General features: G+C 64.3%; 31 protein-coding genes. 17 read left to right on the top strand and 14 right to left on the bottom strand.

Annotation, left to right across the window (positions count from 1 at the left end):
• Nucleotides 1–21 precede the first annotated feature (21 nt).
• Nucleotides 22–996: an arginase gene (gene rocF, locus QW861_RS07975; RefSeq protein WP_316192893.1), complete on the bottom strand. Its 975-nt coding sequence runs from the start codon at nucleotides 994–996 to the stop codon at nucleotides 22–24.
• A 194-nt stretch (nucleotides 997–1,190) separates the two neighbouring features.
• Between rocF and QW861_RS07970 the strand changes: the two genes are divergently transcribed.
• A complete protein-coding gene (locus QW861_RS07970; protein WP_315712969.1) occupies nucleotides 1,191–1,451 on the top strand; it encodes a hypothetical protein in 261 nt (86 codons plus the stop codon).
• Nucleotides 1,452–1,461: 10 nt separating this feature from the next.
• Here the strand turns inward: QW861_RS07970 and QW861_RS07965 are convergent, their stop codons facing one another.
• Nucleotides 1,462–2,652: an OpgC domain-containing protein gene (locus QW861_RS07965; RefSeq protein WP_409998681.1), complete on the bottom strand. Its 1,191-nt coding sequence runs from the start codon at nucleotides 2,650–2,652 to the stop codon at nucleotides 1,462–1,464.
• A gap of 865 nt (nucleotides 2,653–3,517) precedes the next feature.
• Here QW861_RS07965 and QW861_RS07960 point away from each other — a divergent pair.
• Both QW861_RS07960 and QW861_RS07955 read left to right on the top strand, forming a co-directional pair.
• Nucleotides 3,518–3,670, top strand: coding sequence for a hypothetical protein (locus QW861_RS07960; protein ID WP_315712972.1), 153 nt, complete (start codon nucleotides 3,518–3,520; stop codon nucleotides 3,668–3,670).
• Nucleotides 3,671–3,821: 151 nt separating this feature from the next.
• Nucleotides 3,822–4,136: a c-type cytochrome gene (locus QW861_RS07955; RefSeq protein ID WP_315712974.1), complete on the top strand. Its 315-nt coding sequence runs from the start codon at nucleotides 3,822–3,824 to the stop codon at nucleotides 4,134–4,136.
• 108 nt (nucleotides 4,137–4,244) lie between these two features.
• On the opposite strand, the gene QW861_RS07950 is transcribed toward QW861_RS07955, so the two are convergent.
• From QW861_RS07950 to QW861_RS07940, 3 genes are all read right to left on the bottom strand, one after another.
• On the bottom strand, nucleotides 4,245–4,598 hold the full coding sequence (locus QW861_RS07950) for a phasin (RefSeq protein WP_315713636.1): 354 nt from the start codon (nucleotides 4,596–4,598) through the stop codon (nucleotides 4,245–4,247).
• 100 nt (nucleotides 4,599–4,698) lie between these two features.
• Nucleotides 4,699–4,989 (bottom strand): hypothetical protein, encoded by a 291-nt coding sequence (locus QW861_RS07945; RefSeq protein ID WP_315712976.1) that lies wholly within the window; start codon nucleotides 4,987–4,989, stop codon nucleotides 4,699–4,701.
• A gap of 197 nt (nucleotides 4,990–5,186) precedes the next feature.
• Nucleotides 5,187–6,206, bottom strand: a complete 1,020-nt coding sequence (locus QW861_RS07940; RefSeq protein ID WP_315753489.1) for a GlxA family transcriptional regulator — start codon at nucleotides 6,204–6,206, stop codon at nucleotides 5,187–5,189.
• 65 nt (nucleotides 6,207–6,271) lie between these two features.
• Between QW861_RS07940 and QW861_RS07935 the strand changes: the two genes are divergently transcribed.
• The 4 genes from QW861_RS07935 (at nucleotide 6,272) to QW861_RS07920 (ending at nucleotide 9,376) form a co-directional block, all read left to right on the top strand.
• Complete coding sequence (locus QW861_RS07935; protein WP_315825136.1) at nucleotides 6,272–6,982, top strand: hypothetical protein; 711 nt, start codon at nucleotides 6,272–6,274, stop codon at nucleotides 6,980–6,982.
• On the top strand, nucleotides 6,982–8,274 hold the full coding sequence (locus QW861_RS07930; RefSeq protein ID WP_316192892.1) for an MFS transporter: 1,293 nt from the start codon (nucleotides 6,982–6,984) through the stop codon (nucleotides 8,272–8,274). The genes QW861_RS07935 and QW861_RS07930 overlap by 1 nt, the downstream gene beginning before the upstream one ends.
• Before the next feature lie 116 nt (nucleotides 8,275–8,390).
• On the top strand, nucleotides 8,391–9,053 hold the full coding sequence (locus tag QW861_RS07925) for a YqcI/YcgG family protein (protein ID WP_409977957.1): 663 nt from the start codon (nucleotides 8,391–8,393) through the stop codon (nucleotides 9,051–9,053).
• A complete protein-coding gene (locus QW861_RS07920; protein WP_316166115.1) occupies nucleotides 9,050–9,376 on the top strand; it encodes a cupin domain-containing protein in 327 nt (108 codons plus the stop codon). The genes QW861_RS07925 and QW861_RS07920 overlap by 4 nt, the downstream gene beginning before the upstream one ends.
• A gap of 2 nt (nucleotides 9,377–9,378) precedes the next feature.
• Here QW861_RS07920 and QW861_RS07915 read toward each other — a convergent pair whose 3' ends face one another.
• The gene (locus QW861_RS07915; protein ID WP_315712988.1) at nucleotides 9,379–9,567 is read right to left on the bottom strand and encodes a hypothetical protein; all 189 of its coding nucleotides are present in this window, start codon (nucleotides 9,565–9,567) and stop codon (nucleotides 9,379–9,381) included.
• Here QW861_RS07915 and QW861_RS07910 point away from each other — a divergent pair.
• Both QW861_RS07910 and QW861_RS07905 read left to right on the top strand, forming a co-directional pair.
• Nucleotides 9,548–9,778: a hypothetical protein gene (locus QW861_RS07910; protein WP_315712990.1), complete on the top strand. Its 231-nt coding sequence runs from the start codon at nucleotides 9,548–9,550 to the stop codon at nucleotides 9,776–9,778. The genes QW861_RS07915 and QW861_RS07910 overlap by 20 nt on opposite strands.
• 223 nt (nucleotides 9,779–10,001) lie before the next feature.
• A complete protein-coding gene (locus QW861_RS07905; RefSeq protein WP_316174114.1) occupies nucleotides 10,002–10,235 on the top strand; it encodes a DUF6894 family protein in 234 nt (77 codons plus the stop codon).
• Nucleotides 10,236–10,458: 223 nt separating this feature from the next.
• Here the strand turns inward: QW861_RS07905 and QW861_RS07900 are convergent, their stop codons facing one another.
• Nucleotides 10,459–11,514 carry a hypothetical protein gene (locus QW861_RS07900; RefSeq protein ID WP_315825140.1) on the bottom strand — a complete coding sequence of 352 codons (1,056 nt, stop codon included), beginning with the start codon at nucleotides 11,512–11,514 and terminating at the stop codon, nucleotides 10,459–10,461.
• A 231-nt stretch (nucleotides 11,515–11,745) separates the two neighbouring features.
• Between QW861_RS07900 and bamA the strand changes: the two genes are divergently transcribed.
• Complete coding sequence (gene bamA, locus QW861_RS07895) at nucleotides 11,746–14,067, top strand: outer membrane protein assembly factor BamA (protein WP_316192891.1); 2,322 nt, start codon at nucleotides 11,746–11,748, stop codon at nucleotides 14,065–14,067.
• 36 nt (nucleotides 14,068–14,103) lie between these two features.
• On the opposite strand, the gene QW861_RS07890 is transcribed toward bamA, so the two are convergent.
• Entirely contained in the window at nucleotides 14,104–14,520 is a 417-nt protein-coding gene (locus QW861_RS07890; RefSeq protein ID WP_316192890.1) for a hypothetical protein, read from the bottom strand.
• Between the two features lie 249 nt (nucleotides 14,521–14,769).
• Between QW861_RS07890 and QW861_RS07885 the strand changes: the two genes are divergently transcribed.
• Nucleotides 14,770–15,126, top strand: a complete 357-nt coding sequence (locus tag QW861_RS07885) for a hypothetical protein (RefSeq protein ID WP_315825142.1) — start codon at nucleotides 14,770–14,772, stop codon at nucleotides 15,124–15,126.
• 68 nt (nucleotides 15,127–15,194) lie between these two features.
• Here QW861_RS07885 and QW861_RS07880 read toward each other — a convergent pair whose 3' ends face one another.
• Together QW861_RS07880 and QW861_RS07875 are read right to left on the bottom strand one after the other, a co-directional pair.
• Nucleotides 15,195–15,794, bottom strand: coding sequence for a DUF6456 domain-containing protein (locus QW861_RS07880; RefSeq protein WP_315825143.1), 600 nt, complete (start codon nucleotides 15,792–15,794; stop codon nucleotides 15,195–15,197).
• Between the two features lie 52 nt (nucleotides 15,795–15,846).
• The gene (locus tag QW861_RS07875) at nucleotides 15,847–16,377 is read right to left on the bottom strand and encodes a GcrA family cell cycle regulator (RefSeq protein ID WP_315825144.1); all 531 of its coding nucleotides are present in this window, start codon (nucleotides 16,375–16,377) and stop codon (nucleotides 15,847–15,849) included.
• A gap of 150 nt (nucleotides 16,378–16,527) precedes the next feature.
• Between QW861_RS07875 and QW861_RS07870 the strand changes: the two genes are divergently transcribed.
• The 3 genes from QW861_RS07870 to QW861_RS07860 all read left to right on the top strand — a co-directional run bounded on the left by QW861_RS07870 (nucleotide 16,528) and on the right by QW861_RS07860 (nucleotide 19,573).
• Complete coding sequence (locus QW861_RS07870) at nucleotides 16,528–17,145, top strand: helix-turn-helix transcriptional regulator (RefSeq protein WP_315713004.1); 618 nt, start codon at nucleotides 16,528–16,530, stop codon at nucleotides 17,143–17,145.
• Between the two features lie 945 nt (nucleotides 17,146–18,090).
• Nucleotides 18,091–19,080, top strand: a complete 990-nt coding sequence (locus tag QW861_RS07865; RefSeq protein ID WP_316192889.1) for a hypothetical protein — start codon at nucleotides 18,091–18,093, stop codon at nucleotides 19,078–19,080.
• Nucleotides 19,081–19,297: 217 nt separating this feature from the next.
• Nucleotides 19,298–19,573 carry a hypothetical protein gene (locus QW861_RS07860; protein WP_315713008.1) on the top strand — a complete coding sequence of 92 codons (276 nt, stop codon included), beginning with the start codon at nucleotides 19,298–19,300 and terminating at the stop codon, nucleotides 19,571–19,573.
• A gap of 50 nt (nucleotides 19,574–19,623) precedes the next feature.
• Here the strand turns inward: QW861_RS07860 and QW861_RS07855 are convergent, their stop codons facing one another.
• Nucleotides 19,624–20,598 (bottom strand): quinone oxidoreductase, encoded by a 975-nt coding sequence (locus QW861_RS07855; protein ID WP_315752890.1) that lies wholly within the window; start codon nucleotides 20,596–20,598, stop codon nucleotides 19,624–19,626.
• A 211-nt stretch (nucleotides 20,599–20,809) separates the two neighbouring features.
• Here QW861_RS07855 and QW861_RS07850 point away from each other — a divergent pair, with 211 nt between their 5' ends.
• The 3 genes from QW861_RS07850 to QW861_RS07840 all read left to right on the top strand — a co-directional run bounded on the left by QW861_RS07850 (nucleotide 20,810) and on the right by QW861_RS07840 (nucleotide 23,084).
• Nucleotides 20,810–21,070 (top strand): hypothetical protein, encoded by a 261-nt coding sequence (locus QW861_RS07850; RefSeq protein WP_315825146.1) that lies wholly within the window; start codon nucleotides 20,810–20,812, stop codon nucleotides 21,068–21,070.
• 177 nt (nucleotides 21,071–21,247) lie between these two features.
• Nucleotides 21,248–21,571, top strand: coding sequence for a multidrug efflux SMR transporter (locus QW861_RS07845; protein WP_315713012.1), 324 nt, complete (start codon nucleotides 21,248–21,250; stop codon nucleotides 21,569–21,571).
• 1,291 nt (nucleotides 21,572–22,862) lie between these two features.
• Nucleotides 22,863–23,084 carry a hypothetical protein gene (locus QW861_RS07840; protein ID WP_315752889.1) on the top strand — a complete coding sequence of 74 codons (222 nt, stop codon included), beginning with the start codon at nucleotides 22,863–22,865 and terminating at the stop codon, nucleotides 23,082–23,084.
• Nucleotides 23,085–23,131: 47 nt separating this feature from the next.
• Here QW861_RS07840 and QW861_RS07835 read toward each other — a convergent pair whose 3' ends face one another.
• Genes QW861_RS07835 through QW861_RS07825 form a run of 3 tightly spaced genes read right to left on the bottom strand, consistent with a single transcriptional unit; the run spans nucleotide 23,132 to nucleotide 25,516 of the window.
• Nucleotides 23,132–23,743, bottom strand: coding sequence for a pyridoxamine 5'-phosphate oxidase family protein (locus tag QW861_RS07835; RefSeq protein WP_315752888.1), 612 nt, complete (start codon nucleotides 23,741–23,743; stop codon nucleotides 23,132–23,134).
• Nucleotides 23,721–24,362 (bottom strand): phosphonate metabolism protein/1,5-bisphosphokinase (PRPP-forming) PhnN, encoded by a 642-nt coding sequence (gene phnN, locus QW861_RS07830; RefSeq protein WP_315752887.1) that lies wholly within the window; start codon nucleotides 24,360–24,362, stop codon nucleotides 23,721–23,723. The genes QW861_RS07835 and phnN overlap by 23 nt, the downstream gene beginning before the upstream one ends.
• A complete protein-coding gene (locus QW861_RS07825; protein WP_315752886.1) occupies nucleotides 24,359–25,516 on the bottom strand; it encodes an alpha-D-ribose 1-methylphosphonate 5-triphosphate diphosphatase in 1,158 nt (385 codons plus the stop codon). Before QW861_RS07825 ends, phnN begins: the two co-directional genes overlap by 4 nt.
• Nucleotides 25,517–25,522: the final 6 nt, after the last annotated feature.

Below are 25,522 nucleotides of genomic sequence, written 5' to 3'. Positions count from 1 at the left end.
TCGAGTGAGGAGGCATCCGCTCTATTGATCCGGAACGATCGCATTGCTCGGCGTCGGCCGGTCCGTGATCTGCTGACCGAACAGGCTGGCGACCAGTTCGACGGCGACGCGCGCGGTCTTGCCGCGCTCGTCGAGGAACGGGTTGAGCTCGACGATGTCGACCGAACGGACCAGGCCGGAATCGTGCAGCATCTCCATGATGAGATGCGCCTCGCGATAGGTCGCGCCGCCCGGTACGGTCGTGCCGACGCCGGGGGCGACCTCGGGGTCGAGGAAGTCGACATCGAAGCTCACATGCAGGACGCCGTTCCGCGCACGAACCTTGTCGAGGATCCGGCGCATCAGCACGCCGACGCCGAATTCGTCGATGGCGCGCATGTCGGCGATGCTGATACGCCGGAGACGCAGCAGTTCCTTTTCCGCTCTGTCGATCGAGCGGATGCCGAACAGCTCCAACTGATCTGGGGTGATGGACGTGCGTGCCTCGTCGCCGAGCAGACCATCGAGACCCGGCTCGCCGCACAAGAACGCGGCGGACATGCCGTGCATGTTCGCCGTGATGGTGGTTTCAGGCGTGTTGTAGTCGGCATGTGCGTCGAGCCAGAGCACGAACAGCTCCCGCCCGATCTCGTGGCAATGGCGCGCGATCCCGTTCACAGACCCCATCGACAGCGAATGGTCGCCGCCGAGAAACACCGGGATGGCGCCGGTCTGCGCCAGCTCTTGACTGCGACGCGCCAGCACCAGCGACCAGCGCTGGATCTGGCGATAGTGCTTGGCCTTCATCGGCGGCTCGTCAACCTGCTCCGTGATGTCGGCGATGCCGACATCGCCGTAGTCGGTGACGTCGAGCCCGAGACTTTCCAGCACGGTGACGAGACCTGCGGTGCGCAGCGCAGCAGGCCCCATCAGCGTACCGCGGACCGACGCGCCGAGATCGATCGGCGCACCAAGGACGGCGATGCGATGTGGCGCTGTAAGGTCTGGAGAAGCCAAGACGGAATCCTTTCATCGACGGCCGGTCGCCCAGCGTAGCGCGATTTTGCACCGCATGCTTCGCCAGCGACGTCTCGGTCCATGGGAACCAATCGCATCAGCCGGCATTTTCAGGAGCATTACATTCGCCCTCGGCCGAATCGCGTCGGCACGGGGGTGCCAATCCGACGAGCCGCGGCAAGAAGGCAACGACAGTGAACAGCGAAACGTTCGAAACACCTCCACAGCCGGGCGTTGCCGAACGCGCGCTCGACACCGCGACGGACATGTCACACACACTCGGCGAGGTGGTGGGCACGCTGGGAGCGGCCGTTGACCGACTGAGCGAAGCGGCAAGGGCCGCGCGGCGGCCGGGGACCGCCCTGTCGACCATCAGCGCGATCACCCGCGAGGCGCCGCTCGCGAGCCTGTTCGTCGCCTTCCTGCTCGGGGTCACCGTCGCACGCCGGCGTTGAGGAGCGGTGGTCAGAACAGCCGCGGCCCGCGCCGGTCGAGCTGTGATTCCCATGTCAGCAGCGTGGCCGCGATGGTCATGATCGCGATCCCGGCGACACTGATCAGCAGCTGCATCGCCAACCCGCTCGCCACGTCGGTCAGAATGACCTGGCCGAGGAAGGCCAGCAGCACACCCTGGCAATAGATCGGGAGCGAGTTCTCGCCGCACCTGATCATGGCCGTCATCAGCGGACGAATCGGCCCCTTCCAGTCCCGCGGCGCCAGCCGCGACACCACGAAGGCAAGCGCCAGGAAGTGCAAGAGCCGCACCGGCGCCAGGTGGCTCTTGTAGATCGGATAGATCAGGCCGTTGATGGCCGACGGGATCAGGTTCTCGAGACTCTTGAACTCCCAGCTGAGCGCCATCAACAGGCTGAACGCGAGATAGGTGATCGCCACGATCAACAGCGCTCGCGAGTCGAGGAGCGGACGCAGGCGCGTGGTGCCGGCACAGCCGTACCAGGCGCCGATCACGAACAGGAACTGCCAGGCGAACGGATTGAAATACAGTTCGCCGCTCGGCCACGCCGGCACCTGCCAGCTGAACAGCTGAACCATCATGTAGAGCAGGAATGAAAGCACCAGCGTCAACGTCGCGCTGGTGATCATCAGCCACAGGATGACGGGAAAGCAGATGTGCAGGATTGCGAACGTCAGCAGGATGTCGGTGTTGACGGGCGCGAATTGCAGCAGCGCCACATGCACCAGCGTGGGCCCGGGCTCGCGAAAGAAGAAGCCGGTGTTGGTCTCGTCGACGAAGCGCGTGCCGCCGCCGATCACCCAGACCAGCGCCGCATAGGCGAGCAGCAGCACCAGGAACGCCGCATAGATCTCCCAGGCGCGCCGCAGCGCCCGCACCACCGTGGTCGCCCAGCCCTGCTTCGGCAGCGCTCCGCCATAGGCGAGCATGCAGGTGTAGCCGGAGACGAAGACGAACACCTCGGAGGTGTCGCTGAAGCCGTAGTTGCGCAGCGTCAGCCACGCCAGCGAATTGTCCGGAACATGATCGATGAAGATGAACCAAAGGGCGAGCCCCCGGAACGCGTCGACCCGGAGGTCACGACCTCCGTTGCCGTTACCGGCTGCCACGCTATCTGTCTTCGCCAGTTCTTGATCATCGGCAAGCAAGATGGACCTCGTCTCGGGATGGCGGACTAACATCGACTCCGGCATGTCGTGCCTTGATATCTCCTGCCGGCCATCGATCGGAACTCGAATCCGCCACACGCGTCGTCCGCCCTTCTGGCAGATTTCGGGCCCTTGAACGCAGCCCCCGTCTGCGTCTTCAGGCTGCCCCGCGATTTCCGCCGATTGTGCACGGCCGATATCCGCACCGGAAAAGTGTGCACGGAAGCCGGGCACCTGCGGAACATTGTCGGCATGGTGGTGTTAACCCTCTAACCACCGCGGAGCTGGCAATTGTTCCAGTCCCGTATTTGCCCGGATTGATTGTAGATTGGTTAGACATTGACTTTGAGTGGAAGTGTTGACAGGGGGGGTTCCGTGATCCACCGAGGTGTTCAATATACCGTCGTGGCGACTGCTGAACCGGACATTTGGGAATGGCGGTACGAGTTTGGCGATCAGATCAAGACCGGACGCACCCAGACCAGACTCGCTGCGCTCGCAGCGCGGCGCGTGAAGTCGAAGATCGATGCGGCCCTCCGTGCGGCCCAGACGGGTTCCGTGTCCACGGTAAACGTTGCCGAACGGATCGGCAGGGCGAAGGCCGCATCGCATAGCCTGACCTGACATTCTGTCCTCCGGCAGTCCGGCACGCGCCGGTCGCCTCATCGTCTGTTGAGACAGATCAAGGCATCGATGCCGGCATTTGTCATGTTTAGATGATGGAAACTCTCGTTTTTCGCTGCTCCCAGACGGGATCGAACGTTCAGATCGACTTGGCCGCACCGGTTCTTGCCGACCAGTTCGATGCCTATGAGGCGGCCGCATGCCCAGCATGTGGCGGTACGCATCTCGTCAACAGGCTGAGCGGAAAGATGCTGAGCGACAGGGAGGGCTCGACATGTCCTACGTTGCGGAAGAGTTGACGATCACCGCCTCGACCGACGTGTCTCGCCCGGCCGATATGTCTTGGCTGCGCCGCGCGACCGCGCTCCTGAAGGCAATCGTCAGCCGGATCGACCTGTCCCACTTTCCCAAATCATGCTGTAATTGACGTCGAGATTCATCGACGTGCCGCGCGTGCCTGCGAGACGGAGCCGCCAAGATCGCTCCTCTCCGGGGGCGAAACATTCCTTCGTGAGCCACCCGCCGTCACTCCGGCGAGGTATGCCACCACCCAACAGACAAAGATCAGGAGTTCCTTGATGCACGCCTCGGTGATGAGAGTTATGGCGATCGCGATCGCGGCTGCGGCATCGACACCGGCCTGGGCCGCCGATCCGGATCACGGCGGAGATCTGGCCCGTCGCTGGTGCGCCTCGTGCCACCTCATCGAGGGGACGCAGAAGCAGGCCAGCGCGGACGTTCCCTCCTTCGCCCAGATTGCTCAGAGAACGGATTTCACGCCGGAGAAGGTCGCGTTTTTCCTGCTCGACCCGCATCCGAAGATGCCAAGCTTCCCGCTCAACCGGCTGGAGGCAGCCGACATCGCCGCCTATATCGGCAGCCTGCGAAAATAGGGCTGGGCTCTTTCGCCCGTCTCGTCCGCTCGCATCCATTCGGCGGCAGCACTGCCGCCGAGTTCCGTCCATGCAGACCGTCGCTCCTGCGACGGCGAGGCTCGCGCTTCAGCTCTTGGGCTCGGTCGCCTTGCTCGCGGCCGACATGATGCTCGCCGTGATCGTCTTCATGTGTTCACCGGCGTTGGTGAACTGGCTGCGCAGGAACTCGGACTGGATCCGCATCGCCTCCTCGAGCTCGGTGGCGTGAACGAGCTTTCGAGCGTGCTCGAAGGCCGTCTTGATGTTCTGCTCGGTAAGAGTGAGCGCCTGCTTGGACATGTCGGCGGCAGGCCCGGGAACTGTGCCGATCGACTTGCCGGCTGCGTCGAAGAACATCTCGAATGCTTTTTCAGCCTGCGAGATGGTCTTTTCGGCCAGGTCCCGCAGTTCAGCGGGCACTTCCAGTTTGGTTTGGGTCATCGTTGCTTCCTCCACGACAGATCCAACTACCACATCCGACTCCCTGCGTCGCCGTACAAATGGATGCGGAGGAAAGCCGCCAGCGGCTGTCAGAATGCGGCTATACGTTGACGCGCAATCTGCAAAGCGTATTCGATCGAAGCGAGGTGACGATCATAGATCCGTCGCGCGCGCTCGTCCGCAACAGGCCCGAGAGCTCTCGCGCATGCTGCAGGGCAAGATCGAGGAGGAGGACAGTTTTTCTCGCATCCTCCCTGACGCTGAATGCACCGACTCGCACGGTGTCCATGAGGCCAGCACCGGCCACCACAACCACCGCCTTCTGCTCAGCGCTCGCAAAGGCGGCCTCAGGAGAGAGTGTCCTCGTGCGAAAGGGAACGATGTTGGTCATTGGCCTTTCCCCTCGGCGGAGGCGGATCTGCATCAAATTTTCAGCATTATACACGTGGCCTTTTACGGAAGGCTTTGAGCGCTCGCATAAGGCATGGCCGCACCGGCCTCAAAGCGAGCGGCGGGATTGACCCGAAAGCAAAGGAAAGGGCGCCGAGTCCGGCGAGTCTTGTCAGCCCCGGTTGCGGCAAGCGCCGCTCAGCCCGAGAAGCGGCGCCGATACTCCGACGGCGACACACCGAGATGCCGCAGGAACGCCCGCCGCATGCGCTCGTCGTCGCCAAAGCCCGCCCGTTTGGCGATTTCGACCACGTTTTCGATCTGGCGGCTTTCGAGTAGGAGGCGCGCCGTCTCGACCCTGAGCGCCTCGACTCCCTGTGCCGGGGTCATGCCGGTGCGGCTGACATAGGTGCGCGCAAAGGTGCGCGGCGTCATGCCGGCTCGCGCGGCCAGCGCCTCGACCCGCAAGTCGCTGGCGATGTTCTCGATGATCCAGGCATGCAGCGCACTGAACCGACCCTCGACGTCGGACGCCTGCGCCGCCAGGACGGTCGAAAACTGACTCTGGCCACCAGGACGTTTCAGAAAGACGACGAGCCGGCGCGCCACGTCGAGCGCGATCGTATGGCCGAAATCCTCCTCGATCATCGCCAGCGCGAGATCGATGCCGGCGCTCACGCCTGCGGATGACCAGACCCGGCCATCCTGCACAAAGATCGCGTCGGGCTCGACCTTCACGTTCGGAAAACTGTCCTGCAGACGGGGGCAGTAGCGCCAATGTGTCGCGGCCCGCCTGCCCTCCAGCGCGCCGACCCAGGCCAGCGCAAAGGCGCCCAGGCAGACGGATGCGATGCGCCGGGCACCGGGGAGCACCTGGCCGATCCACTGCATCACCATCTCGTCCTGCCGCAGCTTCCAGATGCCGGGCCCCCCCGGGATCAGCAGCGTATCGACCTCCTCAGGCTTCAGGGACGAGAGTGGCGCAGTGTCGATCATCAGGCCGACATCGGTCGGCACCAGTCCGCCCTCCTTGGACACGTAGCTCAGCGCATAGCCCGGCCCTGGCAGCTCGATCTCGCTGAGTTCGGCGAACACCTGCGCCGGGCCGGAAACGTCGAGCAACGTCACTCCGGGAAAGGCAAAGATGGCCAGCCGCCTTTCGGCACTATCTCGACGCACCGCAGCACGCCGGGGAGAGTTGGCAGAATTCGAGGGCATATTGTCCTTTAAGCCATCGGAGGACCGCCTGTATAGCTCGACCTTGCAGTGGTGGAGTTCACGCGATGTCGCGCAATTTGGACGGTCGATACAGGACCATCGCCTCGCCCTGGGACGACTACACCGTCTACAGCTTTTCCGACGCGTCGGAGATCGAGCTGCCTGATCGGCAGCCGATCATGGATGCAATGAATTCGATCATTGCCATTAACTGGAAAGCAATCGAACCGCATTGGACCGCGGCCTCGTCGCCATTCACCGGCAAATACGGCCTCGTTCTGGTCTACGATCACGTCGGACTGGTCGCGTTCTCAGTCTATCGCGTGATGACCATCGCGCAGCGGCCGGCCATTTATCGCAGTGGGACCGAAGTATTACCCGCACATCAGGGTCGTGGCCTGTATGGGTTCTTTACGTCGCAGATCCTCAAGCATCACGGCTCGGCCACACCCGGCGAAGAAATTCTTTACGGATGGCGTACGCGCAACCCGATCGTGTGGGCTGCCAACGCCAAGATCTGCGAGAGAGTCGCGCCGTCGCTGCTCGATGAGACGGCGGATGCCGAGTTGCAGGCCGCCTGCGTCGAGATGTGCGCGACGATCTATCCGGGCAAGCCGCTCGAGGTGCCCCGCATGATCATGCGCGGCGCCTACGGACACATCCAGCACATCAGGCAAGACTATCACGGCAGAGCCTCGCTGGTCGAGACCGCGATGTCGCGGATCATCCCGGATTCCGCCGACGCCCTGTTCTCCGTCGGCTATGCGAGGGTGTGATGGCGGCGCTCGGACAACAAGCGGTCGCATCCTCTCCGCTCCGGTTCCTCGATCGCGCCTATGTTGCGTGGGGTACGGTCGCGCTCGCCTACGCCGTCGCCTTCCTGCAGCGGATGTCGCCGCAGACCGTGGGCCTCGACTTCATGCGCGACTTCGGCACCGACGCCTCCGGCGTCGCGATGCTCGCCTCCAGCTACTTCTGGGGCTACACCTTGATGCAGATCCCCGCGGGCGTTCTGGTCGACCGCTACGGTGTGAAGCGCGTCGTGCTGTGCAGCATGACGGCGTCGGTGCTCGGCAGTGCCGCCTTCGCCCTGTCGCCCAGCCTGCTCGACGTCTTCGTCGCGCGCGTGGTCGTGGCCTGCGGCGACGCGCTGGTGTTCACGGCGCTGCTGAAGCTCGTCGCGCAGAGCTTTTCCGACCAGCGTTTCGGCTTGATGTCCGGCATCTCCCAGGTGTCGGGCTATGTCGGCGGCGTCCTCGCCACGACCCCGCTCGCCGCTGCGGTCAGCGGCTTCGGCTGGCGCGCCTGTTTTCTCTTCATCGCCTGCGTCGGCGTCGCGAACTTTGCCTGCGCGTTCGCGACCTTGAAATCGGCACCGGCGAACTACACCAGCCGGACGCTGAAGAGCGTCCTGGTCACAAGCTGGCATGCGCTCGGATCGGCCGCGACCTGGGGCTGCGCCATGAGCTTCGCTGCCCATTTCGCGGTCGTGACCACGCTCGCCGGGGTATGGGGCATCCCGATGGTCGCGCATTATTTCGGCATCTCGCCTTCGGCGGCCGGCGGTCCCCTGCTCGCTTTCATGGTCGGCAACGCCATCGGATCGATCTTTCTCGGCCATGCCGCGGACCGGATGCAGTCGCTCAATGCAGCTCTGATCTCCATCACCTTGCTGCGCATGCTGCTCGTCGTGATGCTGTTGCCGGCACTGGCGCACAGCTTCGGCTTCTTCTATGTCGGCGCGGTGTTCGCCGTGCTCGGTCTGATGGCCGGGGGCACCGTGCCGCTGATCCTGAAAAGCACCAAGCATCTCTACACGGCGGAGCGCATCGGCGTCGGCGCATCGATCAATACGACGGCCGCCGGCATTTTTGCCGGACTGGCTCAGCCGGTGATCGCCTTTGCCATGGTGAGTGCGAGCGGCCTCAACCCCGACATCGGATCAAGCCTGCGCAGTGCCGCCAGCGATTCCGGCTACGCAGCCCTGATCGAAATTCTCGTTCTGATGTCGCTTCCTGGACTCCTTGGGCCGCTGATGATGAGGCGCAAATTGATACTTCGTACTTAAGCATAAGAACAGAGAGGGTCAGTATGTCGCGTTTGTATTTGAGAAGGGACGAAGCCCGATCCGGCCATCAGGCCGGCACCTGGCAAAGTGTCCTGTTTTCGGAATTCGAGGCTCAGATGAGCAGCGAAGCAAGACCCTTTCCGTGCGTATTCGGCGTCGCGGGCTATCGTCACGATCAGCTTCGTTATCTGTTTCTCGACCCCATCGACATCGACGTGCTCGGCCAGCAGCTCGCCTTGTTCGTCTCGGAGAGCCGCTCGCACGGACCCAACACCTCGCTGGTGCTGTTCACGCGCCCGCGCCCGGTCCAGACCATCAACTCTTACTACAAGAAGTTCTGGCACATCCTCGATCAGCTGGCGCGCGTCGACAGCCAGCCGTGGCCCGCCGAAATTCCCGAGACCGTCGATCATCCGATGTGGGAGTTTTCGTTTGCCGGAGAGCCGATCTTCGTCGTCTGCAGCACGCCCGCGCATGTGATGCGGCAAAGCCGCCGCTCGAGCGCATTCATGCTGACCTTCCAGCCGCGCTGGGTGTTCGAACGGATGCTCGGCACGGAGGAGGCCGCCGCCAAGGCCTTCGGCGAGGTGCGCAAACGGCTGGTCCCATTCGACACGACGGCGCCTTCGCCCCAGCTCGGACGCTACGGCAATCCGGAGGGCCGGGAGTTCAAACAGTACTTCCTCTACGACGACAACCAGCCGCCGCCGGCCTGTCCCTTCCACAAGCTGGCGCAGACCAAGCCATCGTCCATTGCAGACAAGGAGCAGGCCGCATGACCCAGATCATCGCTGGAACGAAGACCAGCTTCGCGATCGATCCCGACATCCTGGCGCTGTTGCCGACGCAGGGCTGCATCGAGCTGCAGCACGATGCGGCCGGCAAGGTTCACGCCTTCCATACCCACCCCGTCGACGAAATCCTCGTCGTGATCCAGGGACGACTCACGTTTCGTTGGGAAGGTGGCGAGCGCATCTGCACGGCCGGCGACAAGATTCTGCTGCCGGCCGGGACGCTGCACGAATCGGAAGCGCTGGATGATGCAATCTATGCGATTGCGACGCGACCTCCCGCAACCATTGCAGGTAATCGGGAGGGATGAGCTCAGGACAGAGGGCGATCGGTCTCCGAAAGGGACTCCGCGGTCAACCGCTCAACCATCTCGATCACCTCGATGCGCTGGCCCGGAGCCAGCTTCAGGAATGCCTTCAGCAGACGAAGGCTTTCCACGGCTTCGCTCGATGGGGCTCCGAGCTTCGTGTGCAGCTCCGCGATGAATGTTGAATTCTTCATCTCGCACCTTTGGCAGGAAACAGTAATGCCAGTCCTTAGCAAACGTGAAGGCCTTGCACGCAAGGTAGATACTGCAGCAATCGAGGCTGAAAGTCTCGGTCTGACGACTGCGACCCTGATCCTCAGGATGGCCCGCCTGGAAATCGACCGTGCGGAACCCGACGAGGTTGAAAGTATGCCAGCGAACAACTCTTGCAGCAAGCCGAACTGACCGGTTGGTTGATTTCGGCGTCACAATTTGAGCCTTCTGGCAGTTTCCGGCTGACGATACCAGTGGAAACGGTCGTTTACCGAACGAGGCGGGGGGATTACGGCAGCGGTAAGCTTGTCCTCCACATTAGAGGTCTTCTATAGTTTGCTTGGGGGAAGAATGGGTTGCGGATCTCGCTCGGGATCCGTGCCCACTCCCGCGACACAGCGGCTGCAGGAAGACCATGCGCACTTATTATTTCGATATGAAGGATGGCATACCGACCAGAGACCGGACCGGCCTGGAATTTGCGACGAGTGCAGGGGCGATCGAGCACAGCCGGGATTTGGCCCGGCGCCTCCGGCACGACCCGCGCATCACCGACCGCAGGCTGTCCATCGTCGTCGTCGACGAATCTGGCGCGGAGGTTCACCGCGAGCCGGTTTATCCGGCTGCAGTGAAAGTCAGCCTGTCCTGATTTTTTCATAGGCGTGCCGGCAGTGACTGCGCGCTGACTGCCTTTTCTACTTTTCGTAGAGGAAACGAAAAGCCGAACAACTCTTGAGTGTGCATATCGGGCACGCGATCGGGCCGCTTCCGCAGCAAGAGCACCTTGAGGGCTAGACGCCCCGCCGATCCACTCCACCGGCTCTCCCCTTCCCTCGGCCGCCAACGAACGCCTCCGCTGCGCCACCGAGGGTCTATTGCTGCTTCTCCCAGAACGAGAGCAGGCCCTGGGAGGCCGAGCCGCCGATCACGCAAGGGATGCCGACGGCGACCTGCCCCAGCGCGGCGGCCGAGACACAACCGAGCGCAAGGGCGCCGACGCCGAGCTGTCCCCAGAAATCCATGTTGCGCCGGGCGTCAGAGCCCCTGGTCTTCAGCTCCTCGACGGCGGCGACGGCATCCTTGCGGACGGCGCCGAGCTGCACCGTATCGGCGGCCTCAACCACCTCCCTGAGCGGCTCCTTGACCGGTCCCGACTGCCGCGCCAGCTCCTCCCGGAGATAGTCGCGCAGGCTGGCATCGCGCACCGAATAGCTGGCAAGCGTATAGCGCGCCATGCTGCCGATCGTCAGCTTGTCGACCGTGTCGCGGCTCTTCGACCACGGCAGCATCTGCACGATGCGCTGGATCGGTACGCGCGAGCCGGTTGCGAAGTAATAACCCCAGAGGATGTCGAGCAGATCCTGGTGGGTCGCGTAGCTGAGCCGCGTGTCGAGCTTGCGCTCCTCCTTCTTGAACGGATTCTGCGTCAATGCGCCACGCAGCTTGTCCATCACGCCAGGCTTCGTTTCCTCCAAGGGGATGTCCATCAAGGTCGGCTGTGCGCCGCTCAGATAGCCGTCGATCATCACGCGGCGGCCCGGCATCTTCGGCGCGACCCTGCGCATGAGATTGCGCCAATCCGGCAGACCCGAATAAGCGATGGCACGCACGACCACCCACTCCTCCTCGGGAGGCACGGGAAAGAAGCTGTTGACGAGTTGTTCGGCCTTGGCGGGATTGGAGCCGATCGCCCCCGCGATGAAGCCGAGATAGATGCCCGCGTTCTCCGGCTCCTTGAACGTCTGCGAATGAAACAGCACCCGGACCGCCGCCGGCACATGGGCGTAGTCGGGTTTGGTGCGATAGTTGTAGATCCAATTCTGGACGACACCGAGCGACGCGCGTGGGTCGATCTCTGGGACGACCGCAGCAGCAAGGGCTGATTGAACGAAAGTGCAAGCGATGAGGGCCAAGGCGATCGCGCGCATGGTCTGCTCCCGACAAACGTTCGCCGCATCAGCATCTGCTGGCGCGTACGGATGAGGACGATGCTGCACGCCGTTTGAATCGACTCTGCGTCGATTCTGCGGCCGCGCTCGGTTCCCTGCCGGCCACCCTTCGCAGGCGTGATCGCAGGCCCCCGAGTCTCCACGGCCTCGACATGATTTGGCCGCCCACCGGCTCTTGCATCCCGGCATGACGAGCAGGCAGACGCGCGCATGTTGACCCAAAACAGCCGTCACCGCGGAGACAGCAGATCGCGACACGTCGCATTGATCGTTGCGACGCTGTCGGTGCTGACGTCCGCGCCGCCGGCGGTGGCGGGCGAAGCCCTTGCAGTACAGGGCAATCGGCGCGTCGATGCCGACACCGTGCGATCCTATTTTCGCGCTGACGCCAACGGGCGCTACGACGCCGCCGCGCTCGACGCCGGCTTGAAGGCGCTGGTTGCGAGCGGACTGTTCGACGACGTGAAGATCAGCCGCGCCGACGGACGGACCGTGGTCCGCGTCTCGGAAGCAAAAGTGCTCGATCGCGTCGCCTTCGAAGGTAACAAGAAGGTGAAGGACGCGGAGCTCACGGGCGCGGTGCTATCAAAGCCGCGAGCCGGCCTGCAACGCGCAACTGTCCAGGGCGACGTCGCCCGCATCATCCAGGCGTATCATCGTGCGGGACGCGACGACGTCCGCGTCGTCCCGGAGATCATCGATCGCGGAAACGACCGCGTCGATCTCGTCTTCACCATCACCGAAGGCAGGAAGACGCCGGTCAGGGCGATCAACTTCACAGGCAACCGCGCCTATGGCGCCCGACAATTGCACGCGGTGATCAAGACCTCGGCCACCAACGTGCTGAGCTTCGTGACCGGGGGCAACGTCTACGACGCAGATCGTGTCAACGAGGACCGCGAGCTGCTGCGGCGATATTACCGTGACCACGGCTACGCCGATGCCGAGGTCACGAACGTGAGCGTCGACTATGACGCGGCAAATGGCGGCTACAACCTCACCTTTGCGATCGAGGAAGGCGGCCTCTATAAATTCGCCGCAGTCGACGTCTCCTGCAACGTGCAGGGGCTGGCCTGCGACCGCCTGCGCACATTGTTGCTGACGCAGCAGGGCGACACCTTCGACCAGAGCAAGATCGACAAGACCTCGGACGTCCTGGCGGCCGAACTTGGCAAGCTCGGCTTTCCGTTTGCGCAGGTCGAGCCCAGGATCGATCGGCATGCGCAGGATCGGCAGGCCGACGTCACCTTCCAGATCGAGCAGGGACGGCGCAGCTATGTCGAGCGCATCGAGATCCACGGCAACACGCGCACGCATGACGACGTGATTCGACGCGAGTTCGACGTCAGCGAGGGCGACGCCTACAACCGGACGCTGATCGACCGCGCCGAACGTCGCCTGCGCAACCTCAACTACTTCAAGACCGTCAAGATCTCGACGCGGCCGGGCTCGGCCAGGGATCGCGTGGTGCTGGATGTCGAGGCAGTCGATCAGGCGACCGGGGACTTCAACGTCTCCGGCGGCTATTCGTCCACGGACGGATTGCTCGCCGAGGTGAAGATCGGTGACCGCAACGTACTCGGCACCGGCAACACTGCGCAGGCCACTTTCACCTACGGGCAGTTCGCGCGAGGCGCCAGCCTGTCCTTCACCTCGCCCTACGCCCTCGGTCGAACGACACCCGGCATGGAGCTGTTCGCGCGACAGAGCATGGTCAGCACATTCCAATCGTTCGGCAGCAACACCTATGGCGGTGCCCTCACCCTGGGCATGCCGGTCAGCGAGCAGACTGCCATGCTGTGGCGCTATTCGCTCTACGACCAAAGGGTGGTGCTCGCGCCGGGGATCTCGCCGGCGGCGGTGTCCCTGCCGGTTCGCCAGGCGGTCGCAGCCGGACGGCAGACGGTGTCCTCGCTCGGCAATACCGTCACCTACAGCTCGCTCGACAACAACAAGGTGCCGACCAGCGGCATTCGTTCGCAGTTGACGCAGGATCTCGCCGGTCTCGGCGGCGACGTTCGCTTCTTACGGACCACGGGCGACGTCCGCTATTATCGGTCGATCAACAGCGACCTGACCGGCATGGTGCGCGCGCAAGGCGGCTATATCACCGGATGGGGCGGCCAGCAGGCGCCGCTGCTCAACAGCTTCTTCGGCGGTCCCACCATGGTGCGCGGCTTCGCGCCGGGCGGCTTTGGGCCGCGCGATCTGACGCCAGGATCGACGATGGACAATGTCGGCGGCAGCCTGTTTTGGGCGACCACGGCGGAGCTGCAGGGCAACATTCCCGGATTGCCGCAGGAATACGGCCTGCGTGCATCGGCCTTCGTCGACGCCGGAACCGTGTTCGGCTATCGCGGCCCGACCCAGAATGCCCAAGTGGCGAACAGGAACGTGCTGCGCTCCTCGGTCGGCGTCGGCATGACCTGGGCATCACCGTTCGGACCGCTTACCGTCGACTACGCGGTCCCGATCAGCAAGGCGGCGTACGACGTCGTGCAGCCGCTCCGTTTCAGCGCCGGCGGCTTCTGAGCCGACACCACAACATGGACGGAGCGCCGCGTCACGTCAGTACGGACTGTAGTAGTAACCGGGCGGCCCGTAGTACGGACGAACATAATATGGCCGCGGTGCGTAGTACACCCTTGGCGGCCCGTAATAGCCGGGTCCGGGATAATAGCCGGGCCCATAGTAATAATAGTCGTCGTGCTGATGCGCGGCGATTGCGCCGATGGTGCCGATCATTGCACCCATGATGGCCAAGCCGGCGGCCGGATTGCCCCTGTAGACGCGGCGATAGCGCCGACGAGCGCTGAGATCGGTCAAATCGCCGGATGTCGCCGTCGCGACCGCCGACTTGTTGGCCGGACCCGCCGCCCCCGCATGGGCTGGCGCCGGCGCGCTCGCCACCGCGGCGATGGCCGCGACGGCCGCAATCGCGATTTTTCCACCGGCCGAAGGAGATCGATATTTCCCGCTGAACATGGCATCACCCTTCACTTCACTCGTTCCCAAATACGACATGCCCGGGCGTGCAGCTTGACCTGTGTCAACTCAGGACCAACCCGGCCGTCCGGCGGCACGTACGCATCCCGCAATCGTGCTTAGACGCGACGTCACGCCCCCTGGTTCAGCCCACCGCCGCATCGATTTCTTCGAACCGACGGCCCCCCGTCGGGAACCAATGGCTGCACGCCGACGCCGTCCATCATGCCGTCGGCAACAGGAGTCCTCATGCCTTCCAGACTGACACGCCCATTCTTCAGCGCCGTCGCCACGCTGGCGCTCACCGCTTCGATGGCGAGCGCCGGTGACAGCGCGACCTCGCTGTTCAAGGTGGTGACCGTCAAGGACGAGATCGTCATCGGTCTCAATAGCGACGAGCTGGCGACGATCGGCGGCAGCGATGCCAGCGCCGTTGCGCGCGCACTGGCGCAGAAAGGCGACCTCTCAGCCTGGCAGTACAACGTTCATCGCGGCCCGAACGGCGAGCTGCAGATGGCACCTTCGGCCAAGATCGGTCTGCTGTCGCATGCCTCGCTGCGCGTCGAGCCCTACAGCACCACTTATGTCGTGACGCCGCATCCCTGAGGGAAAACGATTGTCCGACCGGCGCTCGTACCCGTCGACGACGGAACGAGTGCCGGTCGTACCGGCCGTTAGCTCTCGCCCCGATGGCCCGATCGCACGGCCCCATCGCATTTCCTGGAGACCCTGTCGGTGGACAACCCGTAGACCACGGCCAGCCGGTCCAGGCACTCCTTGAAGCGCCGGGCAAAATAATCATTCCAGCGCTGGCTGGCGAGCCCCCGCTTGTGTCCGACCTGCTCCATGGTCAGGCCGTGCACCAGGACGTCATGGGTGATCGCCGCGCCGTCGGCGCCGAGCTCGCGCTCGGCGCGGTTGAGCCGCAGCACCGCCTGCCTCTGGCCTTCGGTGACCGGCTCACGCCCGCGGGCGCCGTCAACGTGCTCGCGCGAGGGATCGACCGCCTGCGGGCCTCGCTCGGCCCGCTCCCAATCGTTCTGGAACGCCCGTCCGGCCCGGTATTGGGCGTCATCCAGCTGCTTGTGCGCGTGCAGCCGGCCGAGCGGGTCGCTGCGGACCGATCGCAACGCGACGATCTTATCGCCGGGCTCGAGCGCCAGCGGATCGTCGATCTCCACGGGAATCACGTCTGCATTTCGCGGCAGGTCGTGAGCTCTCCGGTCGTGGGTCTTGGACATGCGATGGGGCTTGCTGCGTCTGGGGCGCACCATGTCTCGTCTCCGGAAAATGGATGGGGTCGGTTCGGGTCGGGTTTGCCGCGCTCTACGCGGCGGCAACCAGCCGCAGGATCAAAGGGCCGGCGGAGCGCACGGCGGCCTCCTCGGGCGGAAGCCGCGTGAGATGGTAGTGCGGCGTGCAGTAGCAGGAGCCGGGCTGGCGCGGATGACCACAAAAGGTGATGGGATCGTCGTCCCGGTCACCGCCATAGGGGTAGCGGCAATCGTTGCGCTCGAGCTGGTCCAGGGACAGCAGGCGCGGGCTGATGCCGACGCAACGCAGCTTGACGGCCGCGGCGGGCTTCGCCGGGGACGGCATCGGCCGCACCGCCGCGTCGGCGCCTCGCCGTCCGGTTCGGGGCGCCGCGGACATCGACCGGGGCGCGGATCGCGCGGCTTTCGGCCCGCCCGGCGCGGCCAGCCCGATCCGCTTGCCGCGGCCAAGCGTCGCGTTCCGCGTATAGGCGGTTCCGAACTGCGCATTGAGGGCGCGCGCGATCTCGGCATAGGACCGCCCCTGGGCATGAAGCTCGCACAGCATCTTGGAATGCTGGTCTGGCCAATCTGTGGATTGCATTCTCGCCTCTTCCTTCTGGGTCGGGGCCGCCGGATCCGCCGGCTCACCCGACGGCCAAATCTTCCGATATTCCGAAGAAAAAGTCAAGCTTGAGTTCTGATTATTCGAAACATATAATCCCTTCCGAGATTCGCAAAAGAGGTCAAAGCCATGTTGGACGTTGCCATGATCGAGCGTGCACTCGAGAAGCCGGGAAAGACGAAAGGAGGGTTGGCCCGCGCCATGGGCGTGCGGCCGGGCGCGGTCTCCGAGATCCTCGGCGGCCAGCGCCTGATCAAGGCGGCCGAGATTCCGCTCATCACGGAATATCTGGAGCTCAATTCCGTCCCCATCATGGGGCGGGTCGGCGCCGGCTCGGTGATCGAGCCGGATTACGAGCAGGTGCCCGTCGAGGGCCTCGGCGAGGTCGCCCTGCCCTTCCCGATCTCCGAGGAGACCATCGCCTTCGAGGTCACGGGCGATTCGATGCTGCCGAAATACGAGAATGGCGACGTGATCGTGGTCTACCGCGAGCAGCGGCACCCGCTGTCGAGCTTCTACGGCGAGGAGGCGGTGGTACGCCTCAAGTCCGGCGAGCGCTACCTGAAGACGATTGAACGCGGCAAATCGCCGTCCGTGGTCAATCTGAAGAGCTTCAACGCCAAGCCGATCGTGGGGGTCAAGCTGGACTGGATCGGCGAGATCTTCGTCACCCTGCCACGCGGCCAGATCTCGCGGATCCGCGCCAAGGCGGCCGCCAAGTCGCGCGCCCGCGCGGCGAACAAGTAAGACTCGACGCCGGATGCAGGGGGAACGCCGCGGCGTTCTCCCTGCATCCCGCCTCCAAGGGAGGGTAGGCCCCGCGCCTGTGGCGCCGTCGTGATCAACAATTCTGAGCGACATATGGGGATGTGCGTCCTTAGCCTCGCGGCGCCCAGGCGTCCGAGTGATACAGTGGTCTCACCCTCTTCAAACGAGAGGGTGCAGGGAAGGCCGGACCTCGACTGAGGCCCGTGGCCCGCCTGCTCAAAAAACGCGGGCGGCAGGTACCACAGGTCCAGCCGGAACGATCCGGCCCTCCCTGCGCGATGGTTTTCACGGCTGCTTCGCGTTCTCCCCGGTGCGCCGGGCTTGTTGGTCACCGTCACCCACGCGGCGCTGTCAGCGCCGGCGCAGGCTTGATACCGGCATCGGGGTATCAGGACCACGCGACTTGACCGTACGAGCCGGTGTTGTTCGTCGGCGCGAATGACCACGCTGCAAACCGGCTCGCCCATCACTCCCCGCCTCCACGTGTCGTGACGACCGCGATACGCCCCTCTCCATGAGGCGGGATGCGCGTAGACAATCATGAATTCTGAAAAAGAGAAAGAAGAATCTTTCGGCCCGGCGGGCCAGACCGGGGCAATGCGTTGAAGCCTCGCCCAAAACAAGCGTTTCCGCACACGTCGTCTGCAGGCGATCGAAGGCCATGAACGGACCATCGTGCGGGCGCATCGACCCTGATTCGCCCGACGGGCGTGACGCCTTGCCACCAGCCGCGCCCGGCGCCCGGATCAGTCCTCGACCCGCAGCTCATCGCGATGGACGTAGCAGTCGGCATTCGGAGGCGGCGGTGGGACAGGCTGGTCTTCCGCTATCTCGGCTCCAAGCGGTGACCCGCCCCGACGATCCACGGGCCGCCAGCGAGCGGACCCGCTGTGCCATCGCGTCATCGCCGACGTCCGGCCGGCGTTGACGGCGTCGCGCAAGCGGATTGATCCCGATCAACGACCAGGCGCCGCGCCGGAGCAAACTCATCTTCAACCTGTGGCTGCACAGGCAGGACATGGGGGAAACGCCATCATGGGAAACGCCATGCGGAGATATCTTCTTGCCTTTACCTTGGTGATCGCCGCACTCGGCTTTACGTCGTCGGCGCGTGCGGGATGCTGGCCGAACGAAAACTTCCACCTCGTGTGCTGGCTGGATACCTATGGAACGGCGTGCGAAGCGCACCACGCGCTGACCAGCGTCAGAGCCGTGCTGTATCCAGAGCCGCGCTACTCGTACTATGAATTCGAGGTTTCGCACTGGTGGACGGCCCACAAGACCGTGGCCTGTCCGCCGAATCAAAAGACGACGTTCAGCGGTGTCTGGGACCGGGAAACCGGAAAGGCGGAGGAAACGGCGACCACCGGCATTTCGTCGGTGACGAGGCGCGTCTATTGCAGCAACAATCCCTGGACGGGCCAGGGGCCGCCGACGGTGCCGATCTGCTCATATCCGGCCGATGATCCGAACGTGGGACTGCCCGTCACCTCGGCGATGCTCACGCAAAGCCAGCGAGACGATCTGCTTCGCGTTCAGGAGCCGTTGCATACCCGTTGCCAGCAGATCAAGCCACTCGAGGACGAGGTGTCGTGGCTGAACGGTCGCCCCATCGTCGAGGTGGTCGCGTCCCATCATGAATATCAGAAGCTCGAATGGCATCTGTGGTTCATGGACTTCGGCGAGTTCGGACCGTGGCATGAGGTCGCGGCACCGAAGCCGAAGGGCCCTTTGATCTGGAAGGGCACGACCTATACCGAGCGCCGCATTGCGACATCGAGGCACAGATATTGGCTGAACAAGCCCGGCCGCTGGAAGGTGGTTGCGAAGCCGAAGCCGACCGCGGCGGCGGCGCAGGCGATCCCGATCAGCGTGACCACCGAATGTCCCGGCGCGACGTTCAACGTGCAGTGATGGGCGATGACGCGGTCCTCATGGCGTGCGGGAACATGCTTCCGCACGCCACGTCACATCGCCTGGACTATCTCTGCGCTGATACCGGCGTGGTCGCGGCCGCGCAGGCTGGGGATGGAGTCGGTGAGACGAGGGTGGACCGAATCAGTCTTGACAAAATTCTGATTTAAAGAAATAATGGAGCGATCACAGTCAGCCGAAGGCGAACCGGCGCTCCATGCAGTATTTCGTCGTGATGATCGACTACGGCCGGCGCGGACGCGAGGCCGTGGTCGATCCTGAGATGACCCGGCGCGACGTCGTTGCGCGCATCGCGTCGGGGGAATATTCGAACGTCAGCTTCATCCACGAGATCGTCGACCGGTCGGTTGCCGACGTCACGGCCGACATCATGTCCGAAGCCGCCCTGCCCGAGATCGATGGGCGGGACGCCGACCTGCAGGCCGCCCGGTCCGATCACCTCCGCGACCTGCGCAAGCACGAGCGGGTTTGACCCGGCTGCGCCGGCCCTATCGGGATCTCGCGACCGGAGGACGCGCCAGATCAGACCAGAAAGACCGTCGAGCCGGTCGTCTTGCGTGCCGCGAGATCGGCGTGAGCCCGGGCCGCCTCCTTGAGCGGATAGGTCTGGTTGACCTCGATCTTCACCGCGCCAGATTTGACCACGTCGAACAGCTCGTTGGCCATCGCGACCAGGCTCTCGCGCTTGGCGGCGTAGGTGAACAGCGTCGGCCGGGTCACGAACAGCGAGCCCTTCTGGGCGAGCAGCCCGAGATTGAGCGGATCGACCGTGCCGGAGGACTGGCCGAACAGCACGGCGTAGCCGAGCGGCGCGAGGCAATCGAGCGATTTCAGGAACGTGTCCTTGCCGACGGAATCATAGACCACGGGCACCTTCTTGCCGCCGGTGATCTCGCCGACGCGCGCGACGAAGTCCTCCCGCGTATAGATGATGGTGTGCTCGCAGCCGTGGGCCTTGGCCAGCTGCGCCTTGTCATCGCTGGATACGGTGCCGATGACGTGAACGCCGAGATGCTTGGCCCACTGGCTGAGGATGAGGCCGACGCCGCCGGCGGCGGCATGCAGCAGGATGGTCTCGCCCGCCTTGACGCGGTAGGTCTGCCGGATCAGGTACTGGGCGGTCAGGCCCTTGAGCATCATGGCAGCGGCGGTCTTGTCGTCGATCTCGTCGGGCAGTTTCAACAGCAGCGCGGCCGGCATCAGCCGCGCCTCTGAATAGGCGCCGAGCGGCGACGAGCCGTAGGCGACCCGGTCGCCCACCTTCAGGTCCGTCACCCCTTCGCCCAGTTCCTCGATCACACCCGCGCCCTCGCTGCCCAGTCCGCTCGGAAGCTGGACCGGATAGAGCCCGGAACGATTGTAGATGTCGATGAAGTTGAGCCCGACCGCCGTGTGGCGGATACGCGCCTCGCCGGGGCCGGGCTTGCCGACCTCGATCTGCTCCCAAGCGAGAACCTCGGGACCGCCGGTCTTGTGGAAACGAATGGCGTTCGTCATGGGTTATCCTCCCTGTCGGATCGCGCGACGCTGCGCCGCTCGGCCGCGCGCCGGCCCCCCTTGCGGGCCGTTCGAGCTTTGTTTTTCCGCGACCGAACCTCGGTCATCCGTAGCCGCTGTCGGCTCGGTTTGGCAATCGGCTTTGCCAGCCGGCACAGGAACAACGTTCACCGTTCCAGCGTTCATCGGCCATAGCGTGGAGTCCGAGCCCATGCCGCCCAAACGACGCAGCGCAGTAGTCAATCCGGCCATGCTGATCGAGCTGGCCTGCCACACCTTGATGGGCATCGCCATGGGGCTCGGCTTCGCCTTCGGGCTGACCCAACTGGATGCGTTCGGCATCTCGACCCTGATCGCCCACAGTGTCGATCCGCACGCGACGCTCGTGATCTTCGTCGGTGTATTGACGCTGTCCTTTGCTGTCGGCGCAACGCTGACAGGATTCGTATTCACGATGATGGAGGAGAGATAGACCCGACGCGCGCCCAGCTTGTCATATGCGCGTCGCGCAAACCATGCAGATGGACGGCAGGTTCGACCGGCGCGGAGATGACGAAATGGCCGGACTGCTCGGTGCAGGCGATCCGCGGCTTCGCGAGGCCCGCCTCGGATCTGTGGGCGATGTTACACCGTTGGGCGCGCGGCCCTCATGAACGGCTGGCTAGCTCTGTTCGCGGCCGGAGCTCTCGAGATCATCTGGGCGCTTGGCCTGAAGCATTCCGACGGCCTGACGCGCTTCTGGCCCAGCGTCGCCACCGTGATCGCCATTCTGCTCAGCTTCGCGATGATGTCGCTCGCGCTGCGCTCACTGCCGTTTGGCACCGCCTATGCGGTATGGACCGGGATCGGCGCGGCCGGGAGCATCCTCGCCGGTATGATCCTCTACAGCGAGCCGGCGGACCCGACACGGCTGATCTGCCTCACGCTGATCATCACCGGCATGATCGGGTTGAAGCTGAACTCGCCGGTCTGACACCATCGACGACCTCCGGCAGGAGCGCGACAGCTCGACGCTGCCGAACACGACCAGGGCGAGCACAAACGGCAACAGGTGATAGAGCGCGCGGAAGATCAGCAGCGCCGCCAGCAGGCGCTCCTGGTCAACGCCGCCCAGGCCCAGCAGGATCGTTGCGTCGAACAGGCCGATGCCGGCTGGGGCATGGCTGGCAAATCCAAGCAAGGTCGCGGCAATGAAGACCGCCATCAGCCGCGCGAGGTCGATGCCGAGTTCCGGCGGCATGAGGACGTACATTGCCAGCGCCGCGGCGCTGAGCTCGAACAGGCCGACCACGATCTGCAGCAGCACGGCGGGCCCGGACGGCAGTCGAACGGGCCAGCGCGCACTTCGCCGCCCGGGCCAGCTCCACACGACGAAGGCGGCAACGGCGCAAAGCAGTGCCGCGGCAACGAGACGGTTGATCGCCGGCGGCCAATATTCCATCCATCCGAAGGCATCCGGATCGATCATCAAGCTCAGGCCGAGCGCGGTGAGATTTCCGAGCCAGAAGGTCAGGCCGGTCAGGAAGCTGATATTGGCAATGTCGATCGCACCGAGCCGGTACGGCGCGTAGATCCGATATCGCACCAGTGGCGAGACCAGCGCGACCGCACCGATGCCGTGCGCGATCGGGTAGCTCGTGAAGCTGCCGAGCGCGGCGGCGCGATAGGGAATGTCCCGGCGGCCGATCGTCCGCAACGCGAACAGGTCGTAGAGCGTGAGGCTGGCGTAGGAGAGGACGATGAACGCCAGCGCCATCGCGATCAGATGAAGGTCCGTGGCCTCGACGATCGACAGAACATGAGCAAGGTCGAGCTTCTTGACGGCGCGTGCCAGGACATACACGGCCGCAGCTGCAATCGAGAGGCTCAAGGCCAGTCCGCCCAGACTGCGCAACCAGATTCTGCGGTTCGATCGCAGCGGCGGAACGTCGGTCAGGTCAGCCATTCAACGTGTTTCGCTTCAAACATGCGCCGGCCGATTCGAGCAGGACGATGGCGCCGTTTGACACACCGATGTGACAGCGGCGTTACCGTTGTGCGCTGCCCACATCGCTTAATTATCTGTTAACGACGGACGATCGTTCACCGCTACCAACACGGCGAGCTGCAATGCAGCACCACATTCGCGATCATTCAAATTTGAATTAATCGCGGGCGGGTTCGAGCGTAATGACGTGGACCGTATCAGTACGGATGCATGAAGGTCGCATCTTCGTCACGCGGACTTTCTAAGACGAGTGCCGGACGTCAACATTCGAGGCAGCATGAACGCGGAATTCGAACACGAACTCACGCCGGACCAATGGGAGACGCTGAAGGCGCTTCGCATTCCCGCGCGTGAACGCCGCAGGCTGAACGGCATGATTGTCGACGAGCTCACTGCATTTGGACTCGCCTCCATCGACAATGGCGCGGCAACACTCACAATGGCCGGCCGCAAGGCGCTCGTCAGGGGATCCTCACGCCTGCTCGATGTCGCAGCCTGATCTTTAGGAGCGCGGCCTCCCCTTTTTTGAAGAGCCGCGCTCCGAATTCACCACATCGATTTCCGCGCACGCTCGGGCCACTCGCGATCGTACGCCGCGCCGTCGATGTCGTTGGCCGTCATCGCCGCAAGGATCTGTCCCGGCGTAGGCAGTTGCTGCGGGTCGACCCGCTTGTCCGGGTTCCAGAGATCGGCACGAACGATCGCGCGCGCACATTGGAAGTAGATCTCTCCCACCGTCATGACCAGGACGGAGCGCGGCAGCTTGCCTTCCATCCGGAACGACTCCAACAGATCGGGAGCGGTCGACAGGTGACCGTGCCCGTTCACACGCAGCGTGTTGCCCGATCCCGGAATCAGGAACAGCAGTGCGATCCGCGGATCGCGCACGACGTTGCGCAAGGAATCCACGCGATTGTTGCCGCGGCGATCCGGCATCATCAGCGTCTTGTCGTCATGGATGCGGATGAAGCCGGGAAGATCGCCGCGCGGCGAACAGTCGAGACCTTCGGGACCACACGTCGCCAGCGCCACGAAAGGCGACTTCTCGATCATGATCCGGTAGTGCGGCGTCACGCGATCAGCCACCTTCGCCGTCGATGCCAGCCCCGTCTCGCCATAGATCGCCTCGAGCTGCTCAATCGTGGTGATGATCGACATGGCCGCTTCCTCCCTCGGATCCGATCGGTTCTGCGTCGATCGGTCGCTTGATGATGTTCGCCAGCCTGTGACCGTGCGGCTCGGGATCGCCGACATTGACGATCGTGACGTCCGCTGCGGCGTCCTCGCTCACCGCCCGGTGAAGACGCTCACCGATATCGCCGTCACTCGGGCGGTGCCGCTTGCCGAGCCGTTCGGCGAGAACATCCGCCGGCGCAGTGATGGCGATGACGACGACGTCGGCATAGTCCCGCCGCGCGGCGGGAATGATCGTTCGCGAGACGTTCACGACCACGATGCGGCCGGCCAGGATGTCATTCTTGATCGCGCGCGGCACGCCGTAGTCGTGTCCGTGGGCCTCCCAATGCAGCGCGAACTCACCGGCGCTGAGCGCCTCACGAAAAGCGGACGCGCTCATCTCGAGATTATCCTCGAAAGCCGAGGCCTCGCGCGTGACGATCCGCCGCGGAAAAACGATCCGGTCGTCGCCAGCGCATTCGCGGCGCGCCACATTGAGCAAGGTGTCCTTGCCCGCGCCGCTCGGCCCGACCACCAGGATCAGGCGGCCGGGACCGAGCTTCGCGGGCGTCTTCGCCGATGCAACCTCGGTTTCGCTCATGCCACCCGCTGTCCTTCCCGCCAGACGCTGCGCACGACCGACAACTGGCCCGCGACATGGACGCGGATCAGGTCCGCACGCTTGCCCACCGCGATCTCGCCGCGATCATGCAGGCCGACGGCGTCCGCAGGGGCCTTGGTGACGGTGCGGACGGCCGCCGCAAGACCGATGGACGGCACCCGCTGCGGCAATTGCAGCGCGCCCATCAGCAGGCTCGACGGGACGTAGTCCGACGACAGAATGTCGAGCAGGCCCTCGTGCGCCAGGTCCACGGCGGCGATATTGCCGGAGTGAGACCCGCCGCGCACCACGTTCGGAGCGCCCATCAGAATGCTGATGCCCGCCTGGTGAAGGCCCCGCGCGGCTTCCATCGTGGTTGGAAACTCCGCGACGGCGATGCCGTCCTTGATTGCATCGGCGACGTTCTCCTCCGTCGTGTCATCGTGACTGGCCAGGGGCACGTCATGGGTCTTCGCCAGTGCAACGATGTCGCGCATGTTCGGCGCCGCATAGGCCTGCTGATAGGCGAAGCGGCGTGCGAACATCACGTCGAGCTCCGCATCGGTCTTGCCGCCGCTCTTGCCGCGATAGTAGTCGCGCAGCTTGCCTTCGTCGCGAAACTGGCGCTGCCCGGGCGTATGATCCATCAGCGACATCAGCCGCACATCCGGACGCCCCGCCAGTTGCCGCGCCTCCTCGACCACGGTCGGCATCGGCACCTCGCAGCGCAGATGCAGGAAGTGATCGGACCGCAGCAGCCCGCCGTCGCGCGCCGTCGCGATCGCTTCCGCGAGCACATTGGCCTGGCCGTCGACGCCCTCGGCGCCCTCCTCGCTCCACACCCGCAGCGAATCCAGCACCGTCGTGATGCCCGCGGTCGCAAGTTGCCCGTCATAGGAAATGACCGCAGCAACGGGATCCCAATAGACCTTGGGGCGGGGCACGAAATGCGCCTCGAGGTGATCGGTGTGCAGTTCGACCAGCCCGGGCATCAGCAGGTCGCCGCCGGCATCCAGGCTGCCGGCCGGCGCCGCCCCCTCGCCCAGTTCCGCGATCAGGCCTCCGGCGATCGCCACCCAGCCCTGCTCGACGACCCGGTCGGCGAGGACCAGCCTGGCATTGCCTATCACGATATCGGACATGTTCGCGCTCATCTGCAA

Origin of the sequence: Bradyrhizobium sp. SZCCHNRI1029 (genome assembly GCF_032487555.1) — a bacterium.
GTDB lineage: Bacteria > Pseudomonadota > Alphaproteobacteria > Rhizobiales > Xanthobacteraceae > Bradyrhizobium.
Note: the sequence above shows the minus strand (reverse complement) of the source record. Positions and strands in the feature narration are given on the sequence as shown.